Raw genomic sequence first — 26633 nt, forward strand, 5'->3', positions numbered from 1 at the left:
CTCCGTATCTGTCCTATCTGTTTTCATGTCCCATTGCGTACATTCTAAGCGGACAGCCCCTCATTGTCGAAGGTGTCGCCCTCGGCAATCTTCTTCCGAATATCCTCGGAGATAATCGGGACAAACGCTTCTGTAACGGTCTGTGTGCCGACATATTCACGGCTGATTATCATCTGCACTGGTGCTTTTGGCACGATACGCTTTCTCTTTTTATCTGCTTTCTTATCCTCGCCCATACTTAAATCTTCCTTTCCAGACAGGGCAGGGAAGAGTTTGGAAATGTCCCCGCCCTGCCAATCAGATACCATTAATCCTCGCTGTTTAATTCTTTCTGTAATGCTTTAAGGAGTGCCGCCGCTTCATCAGCGTTCAGCGTGATTCCCTTGCCGCACTTTTCACGGTTCGGGGAAAAGCTGCGGATGTCATACTTCGGCTCTTTCCCATTCCATGAAATGAGATTGATTTCCTTTGTGTAGCCACTGTCGCCCGTAGACAATACTGCGATTTCCTTTACGATTTCATACTGGATTTCTCTCATTCTCCATACCTCAACTCTCTGTATTTACTTCCCGAAAAAAGAAGATTAGCGGCTGTCACGGTTGCGTTTCCTCTGCAACTCACGCTCCAAAAGTTTGATGATGGTTTCCTCCATCTGCTTCGGCGTTGTGTTCTTCGGAAAGTATTTTTTCAGCTTGCTTGTGTTGATTTTCAAGGTTTCTTTCTGGTTGCCCTTTTCCTCCGTCATAATCGCAAATATCGTATCCATGTCAAGCCGCCCGCTCTGGCTTAACTGTTTCATCCGCTGTGCCTGTGAGAGTGAGGGCGTTGCTTCTTCGCTCTCCATCGTGGCAAAGAGGTTTTCCTGCTCGTCTTTCTTCAAGAAGGACAGTTCCACCGCAGGCGTGAGGGCGATTTTCCCCTCGTCCACCATCTGCAAAATCGGCGGTATCAGTTCCGTCAGGCGGATAAAACGCTGCACGGTCATCCTGCCCACGCCGAAGCCCTGTGCCACCTTGTCGTCCGTCCGCAACTTCGTCACAACTTGTGACGAGGTTAAGTCTGTGCGGAAACCCTGCCGCTTCATGGCTTCGGATTTCATCTTGTAAGCAAACGCCCGCTCCGATGGCAGGATATTCTCACGCTGCAAATTGCTGTCTACAAGGGTGATGATGGCTCGGTCACGGTCTAAGGGCAGGACAAACGCAGGCACGGTATTTATCCCTGCAAGTTCAGAAGCACGGACACGCCGCTGTCCTGCAATCACTTCATAACCGTCCCCGTCCTCTTTCGGGCGTGTGATTATCGGCGTGACAATGCCAAATTCCTTGATGCTTTCCGCTAACTCTGACAGTGTTTCATCTTCTGCCACATGAAACGGATTGTCGGGGAACGGGTACAAGTCTTTGGTCTTTAACACCTTAAAATCCTGTTTCTTCATTCACATATCTACCTTTCTTTCGCTCTGCTTCTATGATTTTTCTGCAATTCTTCCAACACTTCGGGCGGTATTTTTGACAGCAGCCGCCCCATCTGCTCGTTGGTTCTCTGCAATTCAAATATCTTCTGATTCGCTTTCTGCACCTTTAGTTCCTGCTCGTACTTTTCATCACGCATACGCCCCGCATAGTCTGATTCCTGCCCAATTCTCTCTTTCAAACTGTCGATATACGCCTGCTGTTTCCCGATTTCCTTAGAGAATTTCTCCACGTCTGGCAGCCATGCAGAGAGTAAATCTAACGCTTTATCCCTTTTCTTCCCTGCGTTAAAGGCGTTGATGTCGGATAGGGCAGACACGATTTCTTCATACTGTTTATCAAGCCTGCCGCCTAATTTATAGAGCCATGTGGGGACGTGTTTCCGCTTGGTTTCCATTGAGGACTGCCCCCGTTCAAGCTGATTCCACCGTGAGGACATCCGCTCATGGTAGGCGGTCTGCCACTCGGATAATGATTTCTGGTTGCCTAAGATAGCTTTCGCTGACAGCTTATTGTCTGGCGTAATCGGCACAAAGCAGAGGTGCATATGGGGCGTTCTCTCGTCCATATGGACGACAGCGGAGAGGATATTCTGCTTTCCAACACGCTCCGAAATGAAGTCAAGAGCCGTCTGGAAATACGCTTTTTGTTCTTCGGGCGGTAACTGGTTCATAAATTCTGGTGAAGCTGTGATGAGCGTTTCCACCATCATCACGCTGTCTTTCCTTGTCCTGCACCCCGCTTCGGCTACCATGCGGTTAATCTCTTTCTTGTAGGTGTACTTTGGTGGTGCTATGAGATGGTAATTGTTTTTAGAGCGTTCCATATCTATATCTGGGTTGCTTTTGTAGGCTTCTTTCTTCCGCTCGTTGTGGCGTTCACAAGCCGCAACGCCGCCCGCTTTTCGTTTCTGGAAACGCAGGATTGCATAAGGCATAGGCGGATTCCTCCTTTCTTTCGGCGGGTGACCGTCCTTTGGGGTGACAGCGGTGACGGTGGTGACAGCAGTTTTGGGATACCCCCTGCCGACTGCCGCAACTGTCACCCTCACCCCCTGCATGACGGTCATGTCGATGATGACGGTGTTTTTGGGATACCCCCCTCGCAAGAGCCGTCACCGTCATGCCGCCATTCTTTTATCCGAAGCCGTAAGGCGTAGGATAGCAGGGCACAGCCCTGCCTTAAGGGAGTCCAGAGGGAACGTCTGGCACACGACTTTGCAGGGCAAAGTGTAGTGTGTTACACCCTGTAAACGCAGTCGGAAAAATCGGAATGATTTTTCTGACCGCAGGGGTGGTTTTACACGACCGAAAAGGGCGAGTAAATCTCACGCCTGCATTTTGCGTTTACGGGGTGTTCTCCCGTAGGGATGACAGCGGCAGGGTATCCTAAAATCACTGTCACCACCGTCACTGCTGTCACCCGCAGGGCAGAGCCGCCAGCTTTACATGGCTTTAAGCGTCAATGACAGTAACAGGGGGGTATCCTAATATCGCTGTCACCACCATCACCGCTGTCACCCGCCCTCCTTGCAAGGGCAATCCGCCTGCCGTCTTTCCTGCGGCTGTACTGGTAGCAGATACGGTTCTCGCTTAAAAATGTGGTGCGGTATTCATTCAGCCATTTCGTAATCACCGTGGGTATGGTTTCCGTTTCCCCCATAGCGGCTAACAGTTCCGTTGCCGTGCCTATCCATTCTTCCTTATCCCTCATAAAATCCACCAACCGAAAAAGGACATCTGGTATCGTTTCTTTCGCAAGCTGCTCCTGCGTTTTCCGCTCCACAAGCTCCCAACGGCAATCACGGAAACGCAGCGTGTATTCCTGATAAGGCGTGTCCCTGCCCGTCACATACAGCTTGGCGGTGTCAGACGCACGTTTCTCCTTTTCCAGAACAAAGGTAGCGTCCGCACTCCCCGTTAATCCTGTCGTCCCAGACACCTTGTTGAACACGTCGCTGTCATTCTGCTTTCGGATGTGGTGTACGACAATGACCGCCAGAGAGTGCCTGTCGGCAAAGTCTTTGATGAGGGAGATGTCCCCATAGTCGCTTGCATAGGCATTGTCTTTTGAAGCTGTACGGACTTTCTGCAAGGTATCAATGACAATGAGCCTGCTGTCTGGGTAATCTTTCAGATAATCTTCAAGCTGCACGATAAGACCGTCTGACAGCTTGCAGCTTGCCACGGCAAAGTGGAGCCGCCCGCTTGCTTCGTCCGTCAAACGAAATAACCTGTCCTGTATGCGGCAGAACGTGTCCTCAAGGCAGAGGTAAAGCACATCGCCCTCCATTGTCGGCATATCCCATAAAGGGATTCCCTGCGACACGCATAAGCATAGCTTCAGCATGAGCCAGCTTTTGCCTATCTTCTGTGAGCCGCAGAACAGCGATAAGCCTGTCGGGATAAGGCTGTCCACCACAAAGGATGGTTTCTCAAGCGGTTCATAAAGGAGCGTTTCGGCGTTGACTGTCTGTAACTTCTGCATGGCTTTCCTCCTTTCGGGCGGTGTCTTTGTTTTCGTTGCACATAGGCGTTGACCTCCTTAAAAATAGATTTACTCCCACGGAAAAAAGTGAGAGTATGTAATGCCGCCAATCCCACACAAATAAAAAACAGATTTCTTTTTCGGGCGGTGTCGGTCACGGTTGGAGATATTTCTTCAATTTCCGCCTTTACTTTCTCCTTTGCAATCGCAACAGATTTCTGTATTGCCGAAGCGGTGCAATGCTCCATAGCGGCGATTTGGTAAAAATTGAACTCATACTCGTAGTAGAGCAGGAAACGCCGCCTTTGTATCTCTGGAAGGCTCCCAACCGCCTTATAGAGCGTTTCATTCCGTTCTTCCTCAACCATGCGTTCATCAAGGCTCTTAGGCACACGCAACGCCCGTCTGTAAAGGGTTTCGTCCCATACCTCGTTAAACTCCCTGTGCCGCTCGTCCCATTAGAAAAGATTCCTGTTCCTGCGCTCCATCTGCCGAAACTCCATAAAGAACTGTTCCGACACTTCCAACTCGTGGGATTTGCCCTGCCCGTCCTTAAAGCTGATAAAATACCTTGTGCCGCTTTCCGTGGATTCCTCCCGAAGCGTGTATGCCTTAACCCTGTATGCCATCCTGTTGTCCTCCTGCAAAAAATGAGTGAGGGGATTTCCATCCCTCACCCAGTAGCCCGCAGGATGGCAGGCTGTTTTAGAAGCTATAAAATTTTCCGCAGCTTCTTCCGCAGATGGTCTAACCTCGCATAGATGGCACCAGTCGTCAAATGCACAAGCGGGGCAATCTCCTTTGTGGAATACCCCTGCATTTTCAGCAGGACGATTTTCAAGGTACGCCCGTCCACCGTGACTAATACTTGATAGAGATTTTCGCTCTCAATCTCTTCCAGTAACTCCGCAACCGTACCCACTTCCGCCTGCCGCTCCCTGCCTGCCATGTCCTCAAGATATTCCGCAACGTCATTCGTCCATCGGTAAAACCGCCTGTTGGAATTGAAGTCTGCCCTGTCCGCCATGCGTATCTGCTCAATGGTCGCTTCATCAACGCCGCACTCACGCAGCAGCTTTTCCTCCGCTTCTTTCCAGATACGCCATTTCCTGTCCTCCCGTCCGTGGTTGTATGCCATTCTTACTTCCTCCAATCAGAATTGATTGAGAGGGCAGAGAAAAGCCCCCTCATCTTCCCAAAGGAAAAAACAAGGGGGCTGAACGCCTTAAATTTTAATTTTCTATTATCTTTCTTAGTTTTATTAGGATTCTGGCTTTGCGTTTGTTTACAACGCTCTGGGTTATGCCCAACCTCGCCCCGACTTCACGCTCGGAAAGTCCGTCAAAAAAGATTGCCTGTATCAGCTCCTGTTCACTATCCGACAGCAAAGGCAGGGCGGCTTTCAGCCTGTCCACCATGACCGCATTGACAACGGTTTCTGCAATGTCCACCGCTTCATCAGTGATAAAGTCCAGAGGATTCCCCTCGCTGTCCGTAAATCCGTCGAGAGATAGCAGTCTATTCTTTGTATCTAATTTTTGCAGATAACGCCACCGTTCCTTGTCACGGTAGAAGTCTGTGTATTGCTCCCTCACGACTTCAAGCAGACAGCCTTGAATGGGGATAAACAGCTTGTCCATATAGGTCTGGTCGGATTCCCTGCAACGGCAGAACTCCGTGTAGGATAATTCCACATAGCCGCCACTTTCTCTGATATATACCTTTCTTGGTGCATATTTCACCATAAATACCTCCCATCTGAATTTTTGAAATGTAAAAAATCCAGATGGAGAGGCGGAGAACGACACCGCATATCAGAAACAGCCCTACGGCACTTTCCAACAAAAATCGACAAAAGAAAAACCGCAAAGGCTCTGTGACCTTTACGGTTATAGGAAATAGTAATTCTATTGTATGGAGATTGTACTTCTACTTTCAAGGTGAGAAGTACCGTTGCACTGGCAGAAATTTTTTTAACTGGTTTCCTGCCGTTCTCTGATATGCTATGTATTGATAAATTTTGCTTCGTATGAGCAGATAGATAACTGCCCGAAAAAAGGACATAAAAAAATCCCTCCAAATTTAAAAACAAATTCAGAGGGTAATTTAGGGTATAACAAAATAACCCACCCGAATATCGTTTTTTTTATTTGGTGAGTTTGTTCTTTCAAATACGAAACAAAAAGAGCCGATGATTCGTGAATTGTTCCACAATTTCATCGGCTCTGCGTCTTAAGCGTCTGGCTCTTTGATGACAGTTATCTTCAAGTTGTCAACTTTAATCAATCTTTCTTGTCTGCATTTTGGACAATAAAGGGGATAATTCTCCAAAACAGTGTCCTTCCTAATTTTATTACGGGTTTTGCTCCCACAAACAGGACACAATATCCATTCGCATTTCATCATAATTAGTCTCTAATCCTTTCAAATCTCATTTTATATGACTTTTGCAAGCTGTTAAGCTAACTTGTGGAACATATGCCGAACCTTATCTATACGGCTATTCGGGCGGCGGGGTTGGCAAATAAATTTACCAATAGCTGGCTGGTATCCTTTTAACTCTGTCAAGCAGACTCCCTGCCCATTTGTGAAATAAGTTAAATCGTTCCTGTATTCTTGAATACATCTAGCAGGGATTTCTCCTTTCAGAATGACCTCGTCATTCTTTATCTGAGTACTTACAATATCTGCACAATACCTTGGAGCATCATGATACGCCCGTGAGAGATATTCCTGCGGTGCATAAATTTCAAAGTGGAGATATGGCTCTAATAGTTCTGTCCCTGCTTTTTTTAAAGCCTGCTCCAATACGATAGGGGAAAGCAGCCGAAAGTCTGCGGGGGTACTTACAGGACTATAATACAATCCATATTCAAAACAGATTTTACAGTCTGTCACTTTCCATCCATACAGCCCCTGCTCGCAGCCATAAAGAACCCCCTCCATAACCGCATTTTGGAACGATTGATTTAAATATCCAAGTGAAACTCTGCTTTCATACTGCACTCCGCTTCCAATAGGGAGCGGCTCTATGGACAACCCGACAGAAGCCCAGAAAGGATTTGGCGGGACTTCTATGTGGATGGTATATTCTGCTTTTCTAAGCGGTCTTTCCATATATATAACAGTAGGCTCTTTTATTTCTGCCTCCACATGATATTTTTCCTCAAGGATGGCACAAATGACTTCCATCTGCACATTCCCCAAAAAAGAAAGTATAATCTCATGCGTTGTAGTATCCACATAATATTTTAAAAGAGGGTCGCCATCTGAAATTTCTGTAAGTGCCCCAAGCAATATTTCCCGCTGTTCAGATTTCTTTACTGCAATCGTTGTTTGGAGCATAGGGAGAGGATTTTCAATAAATTTTCTCTGCGGCAACAGTATTTCGTTCCCCAAAATACTGTTTAGCTGCAAAACATCATTTGGTAAAATTACAATATCACCAGAGCAGGCTGTATCGGATGAATATAATTCACCGTTTGTCGGAACACACATCTCTGTGATTTTTATTTTCTCTTTTTCAGATATTCTAATAACATCCCTCAAATGCAATGTTCCGCTATATATACGCACATAAACAAAACGCCGCCTTTTCTCTGAATATTCAATCTTAAAAACCTGCCCGCATAGTTCAGATTGACCTTCAGGCGTTGATGAATAAAATTTACTGGCAATTACTTCTATAAGCTGCCGAATCCCCAGATTGTTTTTAGCGCTTCCGTGATAAACGGGAAATAACGTTCCGTTTTGGAATCTCCTGTTTTCTTCCTGTTCCAGTTCTGACATTTTAAACGGTTTCCCTGACATATATTTCTCTAATAGTTCATCGTTTCCCATAATTACCGCATCCCACTGTTCCATATCGTCATTGTCCGTTACATTTATATGGGGATGCTGCCCAACCTTTTGCTTCACTATAATTTCCGAAGAAAGCTTTGCTTTCATTTCCCGATATACCATTGGCAAATCAATCCCCTCTTGGTCAATTTTATTGATGAAAAAAATTGTCGGAATCTTCATTATCTGTAGTGCATGAAACAGTATACGGGTCTGTGCCTGTATGCCATCCTTTGCAGAAACTAATAATACTGCTCCGTCTAATACGGATAAAGAACGGTATACTTCCGCCAAAAAATCCATATGGCCTGGCGTATCTATAATGTTGACTTTTACATCCTCCCACTGAAAAGATGTCACTGCTGTCTGGATAGTGATTCCCCTTTGACGCTCCAAATTCATTGTATCTGTCCTTGTTGTGCCTTCATCTACGCTCCCTAGTTCTGCAATTGCACCACTGGTATACAATAAACTTTCCGTTAATGTTGTCTTTCCTGCGTCAACGTGAGCCAGAATGCCTAAGTTAATTATTTTCATGTGATTTTCCTCCTATCAACACCCAAAAAAGGGCATAAAAATACCCAGTGATAAATACTCCTATCACTGGGTAAATAACTCCAATAGCCCCAAAACACTTATATGTTTTCGGGCATATAAAATTACATGATAAAAGTATTCTTAAACTGGGTACAAAAAACTAAGCCCCATATTAAAAGTGAAACGGGACTGCTACTTTTTGTTCCCACTATCAAATTGACAGTTTATTTAAGAATACCTTGCCGCATATTTATTAACTCCTTGTATAATACTGAATCTAATTATATTCCTTAACCCTTTATTTGTCAAGCTGACAAACTAAAGCAGAAAAAGCGGCAGGATTTCCCCCTGCCACTAATCATCTGTTTATGCAAAAATAATTTCCTTTTCCACAATCTCCCTCGCACAAGCCCTTATGTTATTGAGGCATCCTGTCCATTCTAAGGCGTTTTCTGCCTTTAGCTGTTCCGTTATGCCCTGTGCCTGTTTCATACCCTCTATGAGCCTTTCAAAGCGTTCCTGTGCCTGTCTGTTGATGTCGGCAAGGTAGGCGTTTAGCCTGCCGCTTGTAAGAAGATTGGTGTATGTAACTTTACGGTACTGTTTTAGATAATCTAAATGCCGTTGCCCCCAGATGCCTATTGCCTGTTCTTCTTCGGCGGGTACAGTTAAGCACGGTATCAAATAATCCCCTTGCCTTTCGTATTTGCCGCCCAGTTCCTCAAATAATGATTTTGCCATTGTCTGTTACCTCCACATTCTTTTTTATTTTGAATGTCCGCAAAATCCGTCCTACATCCGAAGGTTTCCACGGGCAATCAATGTGATGAGCCGCGACAAGGCGTTTTTGGATATTGGTTCCTGTTCCCATCATGGACGTGCTTCCCAGGAGGATTCGTTTCCTGCCGCTCCTCATGTCTGCAAATAATTCCTCTTTCTGCTTATCACTATGGGCATCATGAATAAATGCAATTTCATCTTCTGGTATTCCTTTCCTGATCAACTCCTGTTTCAGAAAGTCATATACATTAAATTTCTTGTTTCCTGTGGGCGTGCCAATATCGCAAAAGACAGCTTGTGTCCCCTTAAACTCCTGGGAACCAATGTATTCCTGATAAATATTCTCTGCCGCCTGAAAGAGTTTGCCGTCACCATCTACTTCCGCATCTGGGTCAATCAGCCGGGGATCGGTGCCGAGCAACCTTGCTTCGTTGGTGATCTTGAGCATGTTATCGACCGTTGGATCTACATTCCCTGCTCGTATTGCTTCCGCGCGTTTAGCCAGTTCCTGCATCATGTACTCAACACTCTCAGACGCCACGCTCTCCACAATTTTGTATTTCCCACCTTTTAACTTAGGTACATTCAGGTTCAGCATTGAAGGCAATTGGATATCAGCCACCTCCCGGAACATATTCATAAGCTCCGGCAGATTACAGAATTTATTGAACCGGCTCCGCATTCGGTATCCGCCCTCTGGTGACATTTCAAGTGAAGTGGTAACTTCGCCAAAATTGGCCGCCCAACTGTCAAAATGGTCAATCCCCTTCTCATGTAGTTTCTGTGACTGCAGATACAACTGCATGACATACATTTCACACATGGTATTGGAGATAGGCGTCCCGGTTGCAAGGATAACATTTCTTCCTCCGGTCAGTTCCTGGATATACTGGATCTTTTGGAACATATCCATAGCCCGCTGGGAACCATTGGTGGAAATACCTGCCACATTACGGATTTTTGAAAAGATAGACAGGTTTTTAAACACATGCGCTTCATCTACAAACAATGCATCTATCCCTAACTGTTCAAAATCCAGAACATCATCCTTTTTTGCATCATTTCTCAGACTTAAAATTTGGGATTCCAGATTTTTCCGTTGACGCTCCATATCTTTTATCCCCCATTTAGCCCCCTGCTCCTCCTTCATCTCCGCAATGGCCCCCGAAATTCGTTCCACCTGATTTTCAAGAATTTTCGCACGCCTTTCCGCAGACAGGGGAATCCTCTCAAATTGAGAGTGTCCCAAAATCACGGCATCATAATTATTTGCAGCAATCCTACACGTCAGCTTTCTTCTATTTTCACTTTTAAAATCTTCTTTCGATGTCACAAGTAGATTGGCACTGGGATATAAGTGCAGGAATTCTGCCGCCATCTGCCCCACAAGATGATTCGGTACGACAATCATTGCTTTATGCATCAGCTTCAGCCGTTTCAACTCCATACAGATAGCTGCAATTTCATAGGTTTTTCCAGCCCCAACCGCATGGGCCAGCAAAGTGCTTCCATGCAGTGCCCGGTCTACAACATTCCGTTGATGGTCCCGCATATTTATTTCCGGATTCATACCGGGGAACGATAAATAAGAACCGTCATAAACCCGCAGACGGTTATCATTGAAGTTCTGATTGTAAAAATCCACATATTTTTTTCTACGCTGCGGATCTTTCCATATCCACTCCTTAAAAGCATCTTTTATGAGGGTTGCCTTTTCCCTTGCCAGAGTTGTTTCTTTCTGATTTACTACATACCGTTCACTGTCCCCAACTTCAATCTTATCTTTGACGGTAATTACATTCTGGTTCAGTAACGCCTCTATGATGGAATATGCATCAATCCTTTTTGTTCCATATGTCTGGCTTGCCGCCACAGAAGAATAGTCGCTGGATTTATTAGTAACCTTGTAAGACATAGTATATCGGTTTAACTGTACCTTGATTGCATAAGTCCCGTCTCTGTACTGATCCGGCGTATTCAGCGTCTCATAGATAAATGCCTCATAATCTTCCTGATCAATCCAAGAGGTTCCCAACTTTACGCCGATTTCCGTTGCCGTCAAATCTTCCGGCTGCACCGCTTTCAGGGCTTCTACATTTGCCAAATAGACGGGATTATCTTTTGCATACACTTCTGCAGCCTTTAGTTTATTCCGAACCGGACCGCTCAAATACTCACTTGCCGTTTCCCATCCCTGATTAGGATTCCCATCAGCCGCTTTGACTGGGTTTAAGAATACCTGCCCTTTTAATTCCTGCAGGAGCCGTTCCCGTTCTACCGGATAGACACTCAGCATATAGGGGATATGTACCTTCCCATATTCCGCCAGGCTGACTTTCAACGCGTCCATGGCTGTATCCACCTTCTCAACTATGGAAACTGGCGCAATAGTCTGTTTATAAAAGATATCCGCCTTCTTTATATTCTTGTTTTCATCTTCCGTTTCCAGGCTGCATAACAGATAGTAGTCATTGTCCTCCCGGAATGCTAACTTGTTGGCACGGCTGGACAGATATCCATACTTCTTTACATAAGAATCATAAATCTTATTTAGCTTTTCCTGTGCCTCAACAAGTTGATCTGTACTGCACCCATGTGTCTGAATATCAATCAGGTATCTGACCGACTGCCGGATAGCATGCATTCCAAGGATACGATTCCGTTGCGTCTCGTTTCCCGACCATCTCACCATGATATCATTATCCCGGTAATAGATTTCTCCCTCTATGACTGTATATGTGTTATTTGCCACATCTAAGAGGGCCGGCATGGTATTGGGAAGTTCTTCCTTGCTGTTTACATCAGGGAGCAGCGTTTTTTCCTCTACCGGACAATAATCGGCTGATAGAAAAGAAATAGCATGATTCAAATCTTCTTCAAGATTAAAATTTTCCTCATCTTCTACGATCAGTTCTGTATAATTAGAGTTTTGACCATAGGTATGCCTGTCAAAAGCCATCTTTCCCAGCATCATTTCCGGATGGTTCATATAATACTCATTGACCGGCACCCCATCATCGGTATAGGTGATGTTCATCCATTCCTCTGATTTATTTGTGGACAGTACACTTCCCTTCTTTTGAAGGAAGATAATGTCAGATGTCACTTCTGCTCCCGCGTCCTTTTTGAAGGCAATCCCTGGCAGACGTACCGCGCCGATAAAGTCTGCACGCTCCGCCAAGTATTTTCGTATCGTGGAATTGGCTTTATCCATGGTGAATTTTGTTGTGACAACCGCAATGATTCCTCCAGGGCGAAGCAGGTCCATGGATTTTGCCAAAAAATAATCGTGAATACGGAAACCATACTTTTTATATTCAGGATCAAAAATTTTGTACGCGCCGAAAGGAACATTTCCCACGATGACATCAAAGCTGTCCTTTTCAAACTTTGTCTTTTCAAATCCTTTGACTTCAATTGCGGCATGAGGGTGAAGCTGTTTTGCAATCCTTCCACTGATACTGTCCAATTCCACTCCATAAAGACGGGAATCCCGCATATCTTCCGGCAGGACACTATAAAAGTTCCCGACGCCCATACTGGGTTCCAAGATGGAACCATTTGTGAACCCAAACTGCTCCAATGCTTTATAGATTGACTTAGCGACAACGGGCGGCGTGTAAAATGCGGAATTAATACTTCCCCTGGCCTGCTCATATTCTTCCTCTGTCAACAGCGTCTGCAGTTCCTGATACTCGTTTGTCCAGTTTGGACTCTTAGGATTGAATACATTAGCAAGACCTCCCCATCCTATGTATTTGGCGAGGATATCCTGTTCCTCTGGTGTAGCCGGGCGGGAGGACTGTTCCAGTTCCTTTAACAGACGGATTGCTGCGACATTACTCTTATACTTTGTCTTGTCACCGGAAGGGAATTCCCATCCATCAGGATAAAAAAAATCCGAAACCTGAATGACGTTTTGGTTTCGGTTACTCATTTCCTTATATAATAGGAAGGTTTCTTCCGGACATAGGGCAAATTCTTCTTTGCGTGCCGCTTCATATTCCCCTGGCGGCAGATACTCTCCCACATCAATGGCAGCCTGGATTGCATGCGATACTTCCTGCATGGTAAAAGCCCCATGCCCTTCATTTTCTCCATTCACAAGGCGGAATTCAACGGCTCCACTTTCGCCATATGTGTAATGAATCAATCCCCAGCTTGTATTCAGCGCAGATTTTCCATAGTCCCGTTTAGACTGAACTTTCAAAATTTTTGAAAGAAATTCCTGCTTTTCTTTTTCCCCTGCCTGTTCAAAGAACCTTTGAATCAATGGTTTGGAGGGAATCAATGCCATGGAATGAAGGGCATATGCATTTGCAGCCTCTTCAAATACTGCCTTTAACCGTTCACTTCTTCCATCAGCCTGGGTCTCCTGTATTTCTTCTCCTGTATCCTCTGTTCTTTTGTCATCTTTCTCAATTACGGTATCCGCACTTAAATATGGTATTGTTACTGCCGGTGTCTCGCCGGCCTGTTCTAATAACCCCTGGTATTGGGACGCCAGATTTTGAAACCAGGGAATTCTTTTAATTTCCTCTACAGAGAAATCCTGGCTGGATTCAGGATATTGATCTAATTCGATTATCCGGGCCAGAATGTCCCGGATCACACGCCACGGATAGGTCTGCACCTCATTACCGTCAAAAGAACAAGTAACCTCTCCAGCATGGAAGGTCAGTGTTGAGGTAAATATCCAATCCACATCTGAACCAAGCAGGGAAAGGAAACTCTGCCGTATAAATTCGGTTTCCTGCTGGGGCAGTAAGTTTATGGTCATTACATCATAAATCATGTCAAATACTATCCTGCCATCTGCCGTTGCCAGAAAGTTTTCTACTGTTTCGGCCAATGATTCCGGTATTTCCGCGTCCTTTTTTATTGGCTGATAGTATTCCCCGCTTTCGATTAATAACAGGATTTCTTCTGCCGCTGTCTTAAATGTAAGATACCCGCTTAGATACTGTCCCTGCTCATGCCAGTATAACTGGATTCCCGTATCGTCTGTTTCATATTCAAATTCAAGCCCTTCACCAGTAATAATGGTGTCTCCACCTTCGTAAATCTGATAAAGAAATTCGATACGCTCCCCTATCCCTTCATTTAACTCAAAGAAATCATAGATTTTTTTCTTTAGGATAGGTTCCAGCGCGCCTGCTAAAACCACTTCTCTGCATAATTCATCTGTCACTTCTACAGGCACTGGTTCAACAGAAAAAGAAGGAACCGCAACAGCAGTTCCTTCCTCTATATCAGTTTCTATTACCTCGGCTTGCAGATTACTTCCTGCATCACGGTTTCTTGGGCTATCATCGCTGCTTCGTTCCGAAGTCTGGTCATCTCCATCGTATCCGCTGGATTGATGTTCCTCTCCGCCGCTTTCATCCTCACGTAGTCCTCCACGATCTGGTCGTGCAGCTCCCATGCTTCCGCCTCTATCTGTTTCAGCAGCTCCGGCAGTTTGCCCGTCCGCAGCAACAGGCTGTACCGGCTTTCGTCCTTCTCCAGCAGGTATTCCTGTGCCAGCTTCGCGTATCTGCCCAGCATCTCCAGCCCTTCCGCCTGTTGGCTCCCTGTCTCCAGCATCGGGTACAGCAGCCCGTCCTTTTCTTTCCTGTAATTCAGTTCTACCATCTTGATTTCTCCTTTCATCTTCCCGGATCTCTTTCGCAATCTCTGCAAATCTCCGCAACGTCCTCTCTGCAATATCCGATATGAGGATACCTATTTTGGATAGTATCACCTCTTCCTGGTAGTTTGTTATTGCAGACAGTCCTATGTCAAAAGTATCAATCCCGCATCGCCTTAATACCAAGTATGCGGTGCTCTGCAGGATGAATTCTTCAACTGGTGACATTTGATTATCGTCCAATTCATCCTTGCTGGTAAGAACTGCTATTTCATGAATCCTGTCGTTTTCCTCTTCCATTATAGCACGTACATATGTTCTCGTAAAGTTTTTTATTGCTATCCTGAAATTATTTTCTTCCTGATATTGTTCTGGAAATAGCCTCTTTGCAAAAGCAGGAGCATTTTCTTCATTGATTTCCCATATCCAAGGCATAACCCTTCCGCCGGTGCTTTTGATATCATAGACATACTGCGCACCTCCCAGCATCTCAATGGGAAATGTTGCGATTCCAATCTCACCGCCCCTGACATAACGCTTTGCTTTCTTCCAGTCTGAAAATCCCAGGAGGATTTCTGCCTCCGGGTATTGTTCGTAAATGATACATGTATTCAAAAAGTCAAAACGATATAAATTCCCCCTGGCAGAAAACTCCAGATATTTTCTCCACTGTTCGCCGTCACGCGAGATATCAAAAATTGCAATATCATACAAATCTGATACCTTCATGGTGTGCTGATCCATAGGTTCACCTTCTTTCCCGGTCTGCCATAGTAAATAAACTCATCTGTTCCATTTTGGGTTCTATTTTCTCTGGGCTGCTTTCAATAATCTGTCTGTATTTTTTAAAATCAGGTATCTCACGGTGCCTTCTCATTATGACAAAATCCTGGTTCCTGATTGCATCCTCCAATTCCCTTACATTTCTTAATGCATTTCTGATTTCAAGCCCATTATCCATTTTAGGACTTAGTTCCAGTCCGCATAAATACTGATAGTCCTCATCGTCCCTACACTGACGGAAGATACCAACGGCTGTCCAATAAATCTTTTCCGCCTGTACCATAAAATGTTCCGGCAGCTTCTCCGGTGTCTTTCGGTGGTAAATTTCTGGAAATTCCCCTGCCTCTTTCATATCATACTTCGCGCTAATGATATGGTTTCTTAACAGGTTCATATTTTGCCCGTCAGTATAATAAGGATCACTGCCTCCACTTAATAGTTCCTTGTCCCAGCGGCAAAAAGAGTCTTCCAGTCTTTCTTTTAATGTTTCCCTACTCATCTCCCACCCATATTCCGCGGCTTTTCCCGATGGATACCCACCATTGACAAGGTTACACCCCGCAGGTCGCTGTAATCCAATACATAACCACTTTTTGCGTCCGAATAATTGTCATGTGCCTCTGATAAGGATGATTCCATGCTCTGTGCCCTGACCGTCACTATTTTACTTAATGTTTCGGTTATGCGGATATCATAATCCTGTTCTTTGGTATCGCTTATATAAACAACTTGCTTCTCCCCACATTCTTCTATCCCAAAACGCCCACTCAATTCTTCCAGTAATGTATCTGCAGGCTTCCCTAGCATATCTCTGGATTTTATTTCTGGTATATAGAATTTACCATCATCACACTGGAAAAATGGGATTTTCTCTCCATCCTTTTCTACTCCCAAGACTAGCTGCCTGTTTATCATACCTTCCTGCAGACCGTCCAGAAACGCCTCCCGTGCCTCCCACAGCCCCATCCAGGCTTTATACAGTATTACATGGTATTCCCCTTTCATCCTGACCTTTTCAAGATAATAAAAATTGTCCTCCATATAGTCAGACATTGGCATTCTCCTTTCAAAAAGGCAGTCTTGCCGACTGCCCTCAATTTTTTCTTCATTTCTTATTGATTTCTTCTTTTCATTTACAGCATGTTTATCCCTCCTCAGTTTCATTACCTTTAAATTACATTACGGTTAGAACTTCAAAGCAAATTTGTATGCTGATGCTACCGACATGGCCTTCCGTACAAACCGATGTTAGACGGAACCAATGGCCGGTAAACCACGCCATATGCTGTCCCTCGTGCGTCCACCTGCATCCCATTTCCTACATAAATCGCCACATGCCCAATAGACATAAATTCCCCCGCATTTGTATCACGGGAATGGAAGATCAAATCTCCTGGCCGTAGTTCATTTTCACTAACCTGTAGACCATTGTCTACAATATACTGTCCCTGTGTTGATGCAACGGATGGAAGGTTTATACCAAATTCTGCATATAACCTCTGTACCAGAGAACTGCAGTCATAATATCCTTCCTCATACCGCAAATCCTGGCTATACTGGCAGCCAACCTTATCTAACGCCGCAAGTGCCACCTGCTCGCCAATGCCGCTTGCAGGCATACTGTGCAGGAATTCGTCACTCATGACCTCACGCAGCAACTTCTCCTGACTGGGTGTCAGTTTGCCAAGTTCAATATAATCTTCATAGGTAAGGTTGTACACATATAATGAGGTGTGTGTTACTTCCACCGTGTTGCTGCCATTGGAATCAGCCAAAAATACCTCCATATCCTGATGTCCAAAATTCTGGGCTGTCCCATGGTCTCCAAAATACATATCAAAGTCTACACCATAACGGTCAAAATCTCCGGTATCCTCCACCACATATTCCTTTCCGCCTGCTATGATATGTGTCCCCATAGGAAGCGTGGGATTATAAGCATCAACGGCCAGGGTGTGGTCTGCTTTCGGCATGACGCCGCTTGCCGTAGGACCTCCCGACCATTGGCCACAGCAGATAGAACAGTTGCAATAACCACTGAATGTCATGATTCCAAGGCTTTCACCGGCCCGGATCGTATCTGTCACTGTCTCAGATGCAAAGTGGTTCATTTCATCAAAAATCTCCTTTAAGTGCTTTTTATTCTTATCACTCATGACGGTTGAGAAATTTCCCTGCCCGGTTCCATAACGCACCATATATACCATCATCACATCGGTAAAATTGCTACGAGCCACGCCATTCTGCATATTTTTGTAGGTTACATCCTCATCACTGTCCTCTTCCGCCGCCCTTACTTCCTCGTTAAATTCCCGGTAATACTCCGATAATACGCTTTGTACCGTATCCCCTTCCTGTAATGGCGGTAGAAAGAGAGCCAAAGGGGTGTTATACAGGATTACAATAATCAGGACAAAGGGCAAGGCAATCGTAACCAGCCCTCCCAATAACGGCCCCAACAGCCCCAGAAGATACAAAACAAGCTGTTTGACAACCAATCCAGCCCTCATGACGGCGATATCTTTTGCGGCTTTTGCAAAACTGTCCTTTTGTTCCTCACCACTTAGCTTGTTCACCATAAAAGCATACATGCGCCTCCGGATAGCTTTTTTCATCCGGGTATTTTCCTGTTCCTTTTTTACCCTTCCTCGCCTTACTTCATTCTTTGAGGATATCTTCTCATCTTTTTTTCTGGTCTTTAATGTATCCCGGTCCTCTCCCGACATTTGTTGACTTTGAAATCTGTCCTCCGACTTCTGGTCCACTGCTTCGGGTCCCCGCTCCGTTCGTGTGAGGGTCACGGTATCTTTAAATCCAAAATCATAATCTTTCCGTTTAATATCCGGGCCGGAAACATTGGCTAAGTGAAACTTAGGATCTTCTTTGCTGGCTTTTTGCTTCTGCTTTTCCCGGACAAAGTTCTCTTTTGGTTTCTCCTTCCGCTTCCGCCCTCCATCATCTTCAAAATCTGCGTTCTTCTCACTTCCAGCCGAATATCTGGGATAAGTTTCTTTCCTTGATTCCTGGCGTGATTCCTGATCTGACTTCTTTTTCTCTTGTCTGGTTTGCCTTGTATTTTTATAATCCAGGGAACTCTCTTTCTTTCCTGGCTGCTTTCTAAACCCTGATACAGAATTCGCTGCAAGAACCGCACTTTTCTTATCTTCTTGTTCCTTCGGCTCTGATACAGGATGAATCTCCGTGGACTTCATGTGGATCTTTTTATCCGATAATGAGGCTTTTTCATCCATACTCCCGGAGACAATCTTTTTTCCAAGAAGTCCAGATGTAGAACTTTTTTCAGTTCCCAGGTAATTATGCGTTTGTAATTTTACTTCCGCGTCTGCCTTCAGTTTTATCTGTGCTTCTTTTTTACTTTTAAATCGGTTGTCAATGATTCGTATTCCTCCCTTCAGCTATTACTCATATCTTTTTCACCTGATAATAGAGGCTTTCAAAGTGGAATCCTTTTACACCCTTTAGTGCAGGACAGCAGAATCCAAAAGGAAGCTGATAACGTGGATCATACTTTTCTTTCAACATTTTGTATGCCTCCTCTACCGGCACATCCAGTTCCATGTATTCCGTTCCGTCAGGCATATACTTATCACTGAAAAGGACTACTTCTTCTAAAGTTCCTTTCTCAATCAGTTCACTAACTTCCTCCGGAGTAAGTAAAGCTCCACACTTCTCATATACTTCATCCTTGAGTTTACGAAAATTGTATAACTCCCTGTCTTCCAGCATCATATAATCCCGTTCAAACAGGACAGCGATCTGATTTGGAAACACAATAGCCTCCACATTCATTTCCCTGCAGGCTGTCCGCGCTTCCCTTTCGGAACGGAATCGGTATTCTCTCGGTATTTCGATTTCAACCTCCCACTCATACAATTGAAATCCAATACTGAATCCAAATCTCATATTCTCAACCCACCTTTCTGCAAAAAACGGCTGCAAATTTTCGCAGCCGTTTTTCCAATAAAAAAAGTGGCCACTAGAAGCAACCACTTTTTCTTGTAATACATTCTTCAATTTTTATTTATCCACAGACCGTTTTCCAGACAGCCACAACGTACTGGTGCGCCTGTATTTTATCTCCTATAGAACATTTTTATCCTTTAAATATCTTTCAATCTCACAGATAAACTCCTTTGCCTTTTCAATCTGCTCCTCTGCGTCTTGCCTTGAGGCAATGAAAAAATCCGAGTAATCCGATTGTTCACGCATGATAGAGGCATTTTTGATTATTTTAGAAGTCTCCTTCGCAAAAATCCCAGTTTTCACGAAATTTTGGTTAAAATACGCAATTACGCCGCTATGTTTACTGGAATCAAATCCTTCCAGTGCTGTAATGGCACGCATGGCATGAAAAATAGAATAGTAGGAACGGTTCAGCGATGGTTTATACATACCGCCTGACAACATTTCTTTTGCCGCAGCTAAATCCTCTAACGCACGCTGGTGACGGTACTTTGCTAATGTCTCTAAGCTGCCCACAGTACCACCCCTTCTTCCTTCACATTCTTATAGAATGGTAAAGTATCCTCCCACTCCAAAAAGTTTTTATAGTCAATATACAGAATGGAAAAGACCTGATCATATTCCAAATCCATATCCACCGCCAGGTCCACCATACGGTCATGCATCTCTTTTGTTTCTTTTCCGTTCAATAAAACTGCTATATCAATATCCGATTCCTTTGTATTGGTTTTACGGGCAAATGAACCATATAGTAAAATACTTACCAATTTATCACCGTAAATATCACGCAGGCCCTTTACCAGCCTGTCAAACATTTCCTTATTCTTATCCACGCCGATTCCCTCCTGTCTTATCTTTTATATGGATATTGTACCGTATTTTTTTCTTTTATTCAATGCATATATGAAAGCCTGTTATCTGGCCTGCTTTCGCTCCTTTGGATTTTGTACCCCGTGCTGTACCGGTTCAATAATCTTCACTTCCGGCATCAGTCGTTTGATATCCTCAATTGCTTTCTGTACCAATGGGCTGTCACGATAATATGGGATAGAGTTGATAATATCCACATCCAGCCGGTTTGCTGACACCAGATCAAACTCACCGGAATAGATAGATTCATCGTCCTTGATTGTGAATCCAATCCCATTCCCCATGCACGCCATTTCTTCCGGGAGATTCCTGTATCGTTTCACAGCTTGTTCCAGGCTCCTGCACTGATACACTTTCCCCAACGAGTGAAACTCCATACATTCCGCCACGTAAAATGATATTGTGGGAATCGGCTTCTTTCCATACTCTACTCTGTTTTCTGCAGCTATTTCATTATATATTTTCTTCCCATCGGGCATCATATTCGCCTCCTTCATACTTAAATAGGTTCCCTTTCCTAATATAACGTGGTCTAACACAGTGATACCAATCAGTTCTCCACAAGCCACAAGCCTTTTAGTCACTGAAACATCCTGTTTGGAAGGTGTGCAGTCCCCTGATGGATGATTATGCATTAATATAACACTGGCCGCATTGGAAAGGATACTGGCTTTAAAGATTTCCCTCGGAGAGAGTATGCAGCTATTTAGCGTCCCCATGCTGGCAATATTTACGTTGATCACCTGCCCATTGGTCTGCATGTTAAGGACGAAAAATAATTCCCTGTCAACAGAATCGAATTCCTTTAATAAGAGTTGGACTGCATCATTCGGATTTTGGATTTTATCCTCACTGTATATGGGTGGATCATCAACCAGCCGAATACTTACCATTTTCAGCCCATTTGCCTTCATCCGCTCCCCTCCAATCTATCACCAGTAACTCACCATCTTCAATACAGTTTATACGCATAGTAAGTTCGCTCTGTTTCAGTATTTCCACATTATTGTTATCCTGGCTATCCATCTATCTTTTTGCCTCCTTATGTGTTTGTATCTGTGTGCTACCGTATATTTTGTCCAGATACTTTTCTGCCGCTTCATCTATGGAAGAGTGAATATGGCGAGACACGGCAGAATACAGACTCAAACTGCCCTCGAAGGAATCTCCCCAATCGCGCCCATCACGCACGGCCGACAATATTAAATCTGCTCTACTGGGTGGTATATCCGGATCAAAGTAAATTTTATCCTCTAAGTACCCTATTTTGTTGTCACTCACAAATTTCTCCATAGCATCAAACTTTTGTTCCCAATCCCGTAAAGTTTCCATATTAAGAAGCTGCTTAGAGAAAAGTGGAATACTGCCATACTGTCTGACTGCCATGTACAGCCAGTCCATCTTTTCATTTTCTATGCGTATCACTTCAAATTCATCCCTTCCAGCCTCATTCTTCAGTATTTTTCGTTTCCTGCCATATACCTGGCTTACGAAGGGATAGTCGTGCGAATTAAGGCCGCGGTAACACAATCTGTCAAAATCCCGGTCTGCAAGTTCAACCGTTGCAACTACACTGGCTTTGACTTCCTCAAAACGATCATGTTTCAAATCATCCAGATTAACAGATATCCATCTGCTTCTGTTTCCTGTCTTCAAAACCCTACACTCTATTGGAGGGAATAACTTTTGTACCTCGTTTACTTTCATTTCAGGCATGATGTTTATCTTCCTTTCCCATGTCCAGCCAATTTCATCTTTTCTTCCACACTGTCAGGGACTTTACTATCCCGTCCGGCTCTGTTATCCAAAGCCCTCTGCGTAAAACCGTCCAATGATTTCTGCATATTTTCTGTGTGCCCTGCCATACTTTTCACGATTTTCCCACAAAATTCTATGGCTTGCCTGATCTTTGCCACAATACCCTTATCGTAGTCATACTCAAAAACATCCGCTGCCTCTTTCCCCATAAGAAGATTTTTAGCATTTTTCCGGTGTCCCTTCGCTGCGCTAAGTTCCATCCCAATATCCCCCATGGTCCGTGCTCCATCTTCCAAGTTCTTGGCAGAATGTTCCAGGTGCTCATGAATTACCGACAGCGCCCTGCCTGCTTTTGATTTATCAATAAACGTGTATAGTGCCTGATCTCCATAATACTTTACATGCCCCACTGCCTGTTTAATACCTTCCGATACCTCATTTCTTAAAGCTCCCAGCCATACTTTCGCTGCGTGCACTCTATCTCCGGACGCCTTCACAAAATTGTCTATTTTAGCTTTCAGGGTTTTATCATTTAATTCGTCTAACTGCCCGCGCAGATACAGCAATTCGTCCTGCATATCCTCAAAATACTTTTCCATCTGGTTAAAATACTGTAAAAAATCCTCCAGGTTCTGCGCCTGCGCGTCCATGCGGTTTTCCTCCATCATGGCAAACATTTCTTTTAAATGTGCCTGTTCTCCTAACGGAACATTCAACGATACCTCCATCATAGCTGCCTCCTGTTATCTCTTTTTTTCTGATTTTCCTGAAATACTGCTTACCTTTTCCTTTTTATCCCGATTCTCTGCTTCAATCATACGTTCATTTATTTTTGCATCGTTAAAACACTCAAAGATTGCATCCAGGTCAATATCTTCCGGTTCAAGGACCTGGTAAGAGTTTACGAGGAAAAAAGCATGTTCGGATATCAAATCATAATCGGATTTTGGAATTGATGTTATCTCAAATTCATACTGTAACAGCTCCAAACAGGCGTTGAAAAGCTGTTCTGCCAGGGAATCCCCACGCTTATACAAAAGAGGGATTTCCAGATTCTCCTGCCAGGTCCGCACACTCCGCAGGATACAGTCCAATGTTTCTGTATTGCAGGACCATGTATCCGCTTCTTCTATCTTTCCCTTCTCGCAATGTTCTGGCACAACGGGTTCTGGATCTTCCAATGTTCCTTCGACAATCATCTGCAAAATATCCTTTCCTGTCCCTCCAGCCTTAAGGACCCGTGCCGCTGCCCGCATCTCATACGGATACAAGCACAATTTCTCTTGTGATAAATTCATGACCTTAATGGCCGTTTCCTTGCCGAACTCATACTGAATAGCAGAAAAAACATGATAATAGGAATCCAGCCACTTCTCTACCGCTTTATTTTGCGGTAGCTCCCTAAAACCAGCATACTGTCCCATTGCCACACAGTCCTCTGCCCATTTCACCCAGGTCCTAAGTTCCCCCTCTGTTGGCAGTTCCAGCAGATGTTTTACTACTAACACAAAGATATCTCTATTCAACGATGTTCCTCCAATCTTTCTACCTCGTCTTTGGTGGTTTTTTATTTGCCTTTGTCTGCTCTGGTTTTGCTATCTCATTGATGGCGCAGTATCTCTCTACTCCTGCCTTGTCAAATTCCTGCAGGCGTTTAAGGTCAAACGCCACCTTATAATAACTTTCCATGCCCGAATAACCCATTTCCGGAAGCACCTTTCCAAGTTTGTGCTTTTTAATAAAGTCCAGTTTGCTTTTACTGGCAAAGGCGTCAATGTATGCCTCATTTCTTTCGACAGGCATATGAGCCAAATTGATGGTCAGATCAGCAAAAGATTCCTCATATCCCTCCTCCATATGGGTAAGACCGATATACAGTCTGTTATCATAACGATAGGCATCAACTTCAAGCATCAGCTCCTCATGCCCAAATTCCCAATCATAACCCAGTGTTTTTTTCTCTTCTTCCATTTCCTTACCTCTCATAATTATGAATACTGGTCATCCGTCTTTATTCCCTGTTTGTTTTTTTCATGAAGATTTGTATTGAACAAATCATATATGATGTTATTCTTCTTTACCCTGGCATCAAAAGGAATAATGACTTCACCGTGTTTCAGGATTCCCATACCGGAATTACAGCCGTTCACGTATTTCAACTGTGCTTCCGGAATCCCCGCTACCCGTGAAAGTTCCTGGCTGTCCACATTTGCCTGTTTTAACAAAGCAATAAATTCAGAGTTCGCCAGCATGGTTACGGCTGTATAGTTCTGTAACATATCAGAAATATTCTGGGTGATGGCGGTGCACAAGCCGCCTTGTTTCCTTACTTTCTTCCACAGGGAATAGAGAAATTTCCCCGAATATTCACTGCGTCCAGAATGTTCCCCGGTTCCCAGCAACACATGGCACTCATCTATGTAAAGCCATGTTGCTCTTCCTTTTTCTGCATTTCTGGCAATCCGCGCCCGGACATTTTCCAGCATGACCAGCATCGCAATCGCACTCAACTCTTTTCCAAGGTCACGGATTCCGTAAACAATGAACCGGTTGTCTACGTCTAAATTGGTTTGATGGTTGAAAATATTCAAGGAACCGCTTACAAACAGCTCAAGCCCCAGGGCAATATCCCTGGCTTCCTCCTCTGGCTGCTTCATCAGCAGGTCATAAAAATCCGACATGACCGGCACATATTTTTCCTTACTCATGGCAATATCCAGATACAGCTTACGGATACAACGGTCAATGATGGATTTATGCCGGCTGTTTAGCATTTCCGACATCGCCTGCTCACACAGGCCAAGCATAAATTCTCCTTTATCCCGGATCAGCCCTTTGCTGTCGGCAAGATCCAACTCGTCCACATCAAGCCAGAGTGGATTGATATAGTTCTGGGTGTAATTTGACAGGTTGATGCATACACCCCCTAAGTTCTGGGCGATGTCAAAATACTCCAGTGTCGGGTCGATAACGATGATATCATCACCGGTCTGCAAATATACCCCCAACATTTCGGACTTACAGAAAAAGGATTTTCCACTGCCGGGTACGCCAAATACCATAGCGTTTCCATTGGTCAGTTTTTTCCGGTCTGCCACGCACAGGTTTTTAGAAATCCGATTCGTTCCATAACATAAGCCCGTGGGTTCATAAATCTCCTGCACATTAAAAGGCATTAAAGCCGCGATATCCCGTGTAAGCATGGTGCGCATGGTTTCGACTTGTCGCACCCCTACAGGCAGAGCAGTATTTAATGCCTCTCGCTGTTGGAGATGATGTACCTCCATATTACAGAGATATTTGTTTCCTATCGTCTGGATTGTCTCTGTGATACTGTTAAGTTCTTCCCTGGTATCCGCAATCAGTACCATATTTACACCTGCAAAGAACAGGTTCTGGTCATTCTCCCGTACATCGTCCATCAGCGCTTCCAGGGTTTTCTTTTCCACTTTCTTTCCATAACTGATGTCACTTGCAAAGTCATTGTTTTTATTACGGACACGCTGCTGGCGTAAAATATCCGACTCCACACCCAGATATTTTTTCTGCAATGTTCTTGTTGTCAGGTCCTTTGGCACAGGCACAATATCTATAGAGGTAATACTGTGTACAGGAACATTGGTAAGTTCATTGATAAAGGTGTCCGGCAGGCTTGTCGGATATCTTCTGATGAATACAGCCCTGCAGATTTTCCGTTCTGTTTCAAAATCATTCGGGGAATACTTAATCATGGAACCGCAGATATCATTTTTGTAATCTGTTTTACTTTGTACATACGCATCAAAATCAAAAGAAAATGTTTCTTCGTCACCAATGCGGTAAAAATTATACAGAACCCGGAGCCGTTCTGCCGCGTCAAGCGGCTCCAACTTTGAGCCTATCGCATGGAATTCCTGCTGCATCCCTCCTTCAAAAGTGTTATAAAATGCTTTTGCCTGTTCATAATCTTTCCGTTCCACAGTAACCGTAAGAAAGCGTTCCTGTTCAATCCCCTGTTTTCCCGCTACAATCCGTTCCTCTACGATATCATTGTAAACGTCCCGAAGATGGTCATAGCCATCATCTTTATCTGGTATCAGGACATTCTCCCTAAACTGGCTCATGTTCCTGTTTTTGTTGTATATTGTAATCTTAAAAGCAACATCAATCGCATTAACCAGCTTGCAATACTGCTTTAAGATTTCATACTGGTCTCCCTCCGACACCGTGACATAATTTATGTCAGCAAAACGGTATACCCTGCTGTATCGGTTCTTTGTATTCTCAAAAATACCATCCTTTGCAATCCTCAGAATCTCAATCTGCTGCTGAACACTCTTCGGGACTGCAAACAATGGTTTGTCCGCTTTTTTTAACTGTATGAAACGATCTGTAAAAATTCCCACTTCCGTAAACCTCCTTTAATCCAAGGCAGGCTACGGGAAGTAGTTTAGCGAATCCCGTAACCTGCTGGTCGCTAAACTACTTCCCACATATGTGGGATTATTTCA

Annotated in this window: 23 protein-coding genes and 2 pseudogenes; all 25 read right to left on the reverse strand. The window is 44.3% G+C overall.

Translation table 11 applies throughout. The features are described 5' to 3' along the window. Nucleotides 1–44 precede the first annotated feature (44 nt). Nucleotides 45–236 carry a hypothetical protein gene (locus tag C6P39_RS03955; protein WP_001820669.1) on the reverse strand — a complete coding sequence of 64 codons (192 nt, stop codon included), beginning with the start codon at nucleotides 234–236 and terminating at the stop codon, nucleotides 45–47. A gap of 71 nt (nucleotides 237–307) precedes the next feature. Further along, on the reverse strand, nucleotides 308–538 hold the full coding sequence (locus C6P39_RS03960) for a YdbC family protein (protein ID WP_001206986.1): 231 nt from the start codon (nucleotides 536–538) through the stop codon (nucleotides 308–310). A 45-nt stretch (nucleotides 539–583) separates the two neighbouring features. Next, nucleotides 584–1438, reverse strand: coding sequence for a ParB/RepB/Spo0J family partition protein (locus C6P39_RS03965; protein WP_000743700.1), 855 nt, complete (start codon nucleotides 1436–1438; stop codon nucleotides 584–586). A gap of 8 nt (nucleotides 1439–1446) precedes the next feature. After that, complete coding sequence (gene mobV / locus C6P39_RS03970) at nucleotides 1447–2412, reverse strand: MobV family relaxase (RefSeq protein ID WP_001820668.1); 966 nt, start codon at nucleotides 2410–2412, stop codon at nucleotides 1447–1449. Between the two features lie 517 nt (nucleotides 2413–2929). Beyond that, nucleotides 2930–3962, reverse strand: a pseudogene (locus C6P39_RS03975) (AAA family ATPase). 154 nt (nucleotides 3963–4116) lie between these two features. Beyond that, nucleotides 4117–4591 (reverse strand): annotated as a pseudogene (locus tag C6P39_RS27400) (RNA polymerase sigma factor). Between the two features lie 83 nt (nucleotides 4592–4674). After that, nucleotides 4675–5100: an RNA polymerase sigma factor gene (locus tag C6P39_RS03985; protein WP_000323895.1), complete on the reverse strand. Its 426-nt coding sequence runs from the start codon at nucleotides 5098–5100 to the stop codon at nucleotides 4675–4677. A 94-nt stretch (nucleotides 5101–5194) separates the two neighbouring features. Continuing rightward, the gene (locus C6P39_RS03990) at nucleotides 5195–5704 is read right to left on the reverse strand and encodes a sigma-70 family RNA polymerase sigma factor (RefSeq protein ID WP_105116765.1); all 510 of its coding nucleotides are present in this window, start codon (nucleotides 5702–5704) and stop codon (nucleotides 5195–5197) included. 490 nt (nucleotides 5705–6194) lie between these two features. Continuing rightward, complete coding sequence (locus tag C6P39_RS04005) at nucleotides 6195–6368, reverse strand: cysteine-rich KTR domain-containing protein (protein WP_002779755.1); 174 nt, start codon at nucleotides 6366–6368, stop codon at nucleotides 6195–6197. Between the two features lie 51 nt (nucleotides 6369–6419). Continuing rightward, nucleotides 6420–8339, reverse strand: a complete 1920-nt coding sequence (tet(O), locus tag C6P39_RS04010; protein WP_000691758.1) for a tetracycline resistance ribosomal protection protein Tet(O) — start codon at nucleotides 8337–8339, stop codon at nucleotides 6420–6422. 366 nt (nucleotides 8340–8705) lie between these two features. Next, complete coding sequence (locus tag C6P39_RS04015) at nucleotides 8706–9080, reverse strand: TnpV protein (RefSeq protein ID WP_001129922.1); 375 nt, start codon at nucleotides 9078–9080, stop codon at nucleotides 8706–8708. Next, the gene (locus C6P39_RS04020) at nucleotides 9061–14310 is read right to left on the reverse strand and encodes a DEAD/DEAH box helicase family protein (RefSeq protein ID WP_242986905.1); all 5250 of its coding nucleotides are present in this window, start codon (nucleotides 14308–14310) and stop codon (nucleotides 9061–9063) included. Before C6P39_RS04020 ends, C6P39_RS04015 begins: the two co-directional genes overlap by 20 nt. 71 nt (nucleotides 14311–14381) lie before the next feature. Further along, nucleotides 14382–14771 carry a TnpV protein gene (locus C6P39_RS27860; protein ID WP_242986906.1) on the reverse strand — a complete coding sequence of 130 codons (390 nt, stop codon included), beginning with the start codon at nucleotides 14769–14771 and terminating at the stop codon, nucleotides 14382–14384. A 725-nt stretch (nucleotides 14772–15496) separates the two neighbouring features. Beyond that, the gene (locus tag C6P39_RS04025; protein WP_104802900.1) at nucleotides 15497–16030 is read right to left on the reverse strand and encodes a peptidase M14; all 534 of its coding nucleotides are present in this window, start codon (nucleotides 16028–16030) and stop codon (nucleotides 15497–15499) included. Continuing rightward, nucleotides 16027–16584, reverse strand: a complete 558-nt coding sequence (locus C6P39_RS04030) for a DpnD/PcfM family protein (RefSeq protein WP_233458273.1) — start codon at nucleotides 16582–16584, stop codon at nucleotides 16027–16029. The genes C6P39_RS04025 and C6P39_RS04030 overlap by 4 nt, the downstream gene beginning before the upstream one ends. A gap of 164 nt (nucleotides 16585–16748) precedes the next feature. Beyond that, nucleotides 16749–18782, reverse strand: a complete 2034-nt coding sequence (locus tag C6P39_RS04035) for a C40 family peptidase (protein WP_242986908.1) — start codon at nucleotides 18780–18782, stop codon at nucleotides 16749–16751. Nucleotides 18783–18954: 172 nt separating this feature from the next. Further along, entirely contained in the window at nucleotides 18955–19455 is a 501-nt protein-coding gene (locus C6P39_RS04040; protein WP_242986910.1) for a hypothetical protein, read from the reverse strand. A gap of 177 nt (nucleotides 19456–19632) precedes the next feature. After that, nucleotides 19633–20031, reverse strand: a complete 399-nt coding sequence (locus C6P39_RS04045; RefSeq protein WP_104802902.1) for a HEPN domain-containing protein — start codon at nucleotides 20029–20031, stop codon at nucleotides 19633–19635. Further along, complete coding sequence (locus tag C6P39_RS04050; RefSeq protein ID WP_006567782.1) at nucleotides 20019–20348, reverse strand: nucleotidyltransferase domain-containing protein; 330 nt, start codon at nucleotides 20346–20348, stop codon at nucleotides 20019–20021. Before C6P39_RS04050 ends, C6P39_RS04045 begins: the two co-directional genes overlap by 13 nt. A gap of 81 nt (nucleotides 20349–20429) precedes the next feature. Continuing rightward, nucleotides 20430–21299, reverse strand: coding sequence for a JAB domain-containing protein (locus C6P39_RS04055; protein ID WP_242986911.1), 870 nt, complete (start codon nucleotides 21297–21299; stop codon nucleotides 20430–20432). 112 nt (nucleotides 21300–21411) lie between these two features. Next, on the reverse strand, nucleotides 21412–22101 hold the full coding sequence (locus C6P39_RS04060; protein WP_104802903.1) for a hypothetical protein: 690 nt from the start codon (nucleotides 22099–22101) through the stop codon (nucleotides 21412–21414). A gap of 5 nt (nucleotides 22102–22106) precedes the next feature. Then, the gene (locus C6P39_RS04065) at nucleotides 22107–22874 is read right to left on the reverse strand and encodes a DUF6674 family protein (protein ID WP_104802904.1); all 768 of its coding nucleotides are present in this window, start codon (nucleotides 22872–22874) and stop codon (nucleotides 22107–22109) included. A gap of 12 nt (nucleotides 22875–22886) precedes the next feature. After that, nucleotides 22887–23669, reverse strand: a complete 783-nt coding sequence (locus C6P39_RS04070) for a hypothetical protein (RefSeq protein WP_242986913.1) — start codon at nucleotides 23667–23669, stop codon at nucleotides 22887–22889. 19 nt (nucleotides 23670–23688) lie between these two features. Beyond that, nucleotides 23689–24114: a DUF4313 domain-containing protein gene (locus C6P39_RS04075; protein WP_242986915.1), complete on the reverse strand. Its 426-nt coding sequence runs from the start codon at nucleotides 24112–24114 to the stop codon at nucleotides 23689–23691. Nucleotides 24115–24131: 17 nt separating this feature from the next. Continuing rightward, complete coding sequence (locus C6P39_RS04080) at nucleotides 24132–26528, reverse strand: VirB4-like conjugal transfer ATPase, CD1110 family (RefSeq protein WP_104802906.1); 2397 nt, start codon at nucleotides 26526–26528, stop codon at nucleotides 24132–24134. Between the last annotated feature and the right edge of the window lie 105 nt (nucleotides 26529–26633).

This window comes from Blautia marasmi (assembly GCF_900258535.1).
Classification (GTDB): domain Bacteria; phylum Bacillota; class Clostridia; order Lachnospirales; family Lachnospiraceae; genus Blautia; species Blautia hominis.

Bases quoted from the DNA above. Each gene is read 5' to 3' on its own strand.
- C6P39_RS04055 (WP_242986911.1), bottom strand. From the start codon at position 21,299: ATGAAGGCAAATGGGCTGAAAATGGTAAGTATTCGGCTGGTTGATGAT.
- C6P39_RS03985 (WP_000323895.1), bottom strand. From the start codon at position 5,100: ATGGCATACAACCACGGACGGGAGGACAGGAAATGGCGTATCTGGAAA.
- C6P39_RS04030 (WP_233458273.1), bottom strand. From the start codon at position 16,584: ATGTCTGACTATATGGAGGACAATTTTTATTATCTTGAAAAGGTCAGG.
- C6P39_RS03955 (WP_001820669.1), bottom strand. From the start codon at position 236: ATGGGCGAGGATAAGAAAGCAGATAAAAAGAGAAAGCGTATCGTGCCA.
- C6P39_RS04075 (WP_242986915.1), bottom strand. From the start codon at position 24,114: ATGGAAGAAGAGAAAAAAACACTGGGTTATGATTGGGAATTTGGGCAT.
- C6P39_RS04060 (WP_104802903.1), bottom strand. From the start codon at position 22,101: ATGCCTGAAATGAAAGTAAACGAGGTACAAAAGTTATTCCCTCCAATA.
- C6P39_RS27860 (WP_242986906.1), bottom strand. From the start codon at position 14,771: ATGAAAGGAGAAATCAAGATGGTAGAACTGAATTACAGGAAAGAAAAG.
- C6P39_RS04005 (WP_002779755.1), bottom strand. From the start codon at position 6,368: ATGATGAAATGCGAATGGATATTGTGTCCTGTTTGTGGGAGCAAAACC.
- C6P39_RS04065 (WP_104802904.1), bottom strand. From the start codon at position 22,874: ATGATGGAGGTATCGTTGAATGTTCCGTTAGGAGAACAGGCACATTTA.
- C6P39_RS04015 (WP_001129922.1), bottom strand. From the start codon at position 9,080: ATGGCAAAATCATTATTTGAGGAACTGGGCGGCAAATACGAAAGGCAA.
- C6P39_RS03965 (WP_000743700.1), bottom strand. From the start codon at position 1,438: ATGAAGAAACAGGATTTTAAGGTGTTAAAGACCAAAGACTTGTACCCG.
- C6P39_RS03960 (WP_001206986.1), bottom strand. From the start codon at position 538: ATGAGAGAAATCCAGTATGAAATCGTAAAGGAAATCGCAGTATTGTCT.
- C6P39_RS04025 (WP_104802900.1), bottom strand. From the start codon at position 16,030: ATGAGTAGGGAAACATTAAAAGAAAGACTGGAAGACTCTTTTTGCCGC.
- C6P39_RS04035 (WP_242986908.1), bottom strand. From the start codon at position 18,782: ATGGATGAAAAAGCCTCATTATCGGATAAAAAGATCCACATGAAGTCC.
- C6P39_RS04040 (WP_242986910.1), bottom strand. From the start codon at position 19,455: ATGAGATTTGGATTCAGTATTGGATTTCAATTGTATGAGTGGGAGGTT.
- mobV (WP_001820668.1), bottom strand. From the start codon at position 2,412: ATGCCTTATGCAATCCTGCGTTTCCAGAAACGAAAAGCGGGCGGCGTT.